The 1,118-nt window shown below is 23.5% G+C and carries 1 protein-coding gene; it reads left to right on the forward strand.

The features are described 5' to 3' along the window. Positions 1 to 43: 43 nt before the first annotated feature. The gene (locus JG676_RS07685) at positions 44 to 970 is read left to right on the forward strand and encodes a 3-oxoacyl-ACP synthase (RefSeq protein WP_200217856.1); all 927 of its coding nucleotides are present in this window, start codon (positions 44 to 46) and stop codon (positions 968 to 970) included. Positions 971 to 1,118: the final 148 nt, after the last annotated feature.

Below are 1,118 nucleotides of genomic sequence, written 5' to 3' on the forward strand. Positions count from 1 at the left end.
TTAAAATAATATCGATATTAGAAAATAAATTTAAAGGTTATAAATGAAATTAGCAATTAATAATCATTCCATAAAAGCTATAAGCGTGGTTTTACCTAAAAATCCTCGCACTTATGAAGAAGAGCTTAATTTTGTTAATTTAAGTGAAAATAAATTTAAAATTTTACAGCAAAATAGTGGTATATTTAATCATTTTATAAGTGATAAAAATACCTATGCAAGTGATTTAGCAAGCAAGGCTTTAGAAGAATTATTAAATCAAAATTTAATTAAAAAAGATGAAATTGATGTATTGATTTTTGCAAGTTTTACTCCAGATTTTCTAGCTCCAGCCTGTTCTAGTTTGGTGCATAAAAATTTAAAATTAGCCAATCATACTTTGTGTTTTGATATTAGCGTATTTTGCTGGGGATTTTTACAAGGTCTTTTGAGGGCTTTTTTATTGCTTGATCATTTAAATATAAAAAAAGTTGTTTTGCTTTGTGCAAGTGTAAAAAGCAAAAAAATTAATCCAAAAGATAAAATTACTTTTTTAAATACTTCTGATAGTGCTAGTGCTATTTTAATAGAAAAAACAAATACTAAGCAAAAAGCGTTTTATTCTCAAAATATTTTTTCAGAATTTGCCTTAGAAGAAACTTTACCACTAAAAGCTTTTAATGAAAATGGCAATGATTTTATGAAGACAGATGGTAATTTATTTTTTTCATTTATTATGGAAAAATTTCCGATATTTTTTGAAGATTTTTTTAGTTATTTTAAACAAAAAAAACAAGAAATAGATTATTTTTTATTTCAAAATGCCAATAGCTTTGTTCGCGATAAGCTCTTTTATACTCTAAAGCTTAAAAATAATTTTGATGATAGTTTAAAAGAATATGGAAATACTCTGATCAATAAACTTGTTTTAGATCTTATTTGCCTACAAAAACAACTAGAGAGAGGGGGGGGGATAAGAATTTGTGCTTAGGCTCTTTTGGAACAGGAATTATTTTTAATATTTTAAATTTAAAGATCGATTTTAATACATTAAAAAGTTTTATAAAAATCTTAGAATAAAATATTTTCTTTATATTTTATAAAAGGTTTTTAATGTATAAAAATGTATTAAATTTAAC

The organism is Campylobacter sp. 2018MI34, assembly GCF_016598975.1.
Classification (GTDB): domain Bacteria; phylum Campylobacterota; class Campylobacteria; order Campylobacterales; family Campylobacteraceae; genus Campylobacter_D.

Coding starts and splice junctions, on each gene's coding strand:
- JG676_RS07685 (WP_200217856.1), top strand. CDS start 44: ATGAAATTAGCAATTAATAATCATTCCATAAAAGCTATAAGCGTGGTT.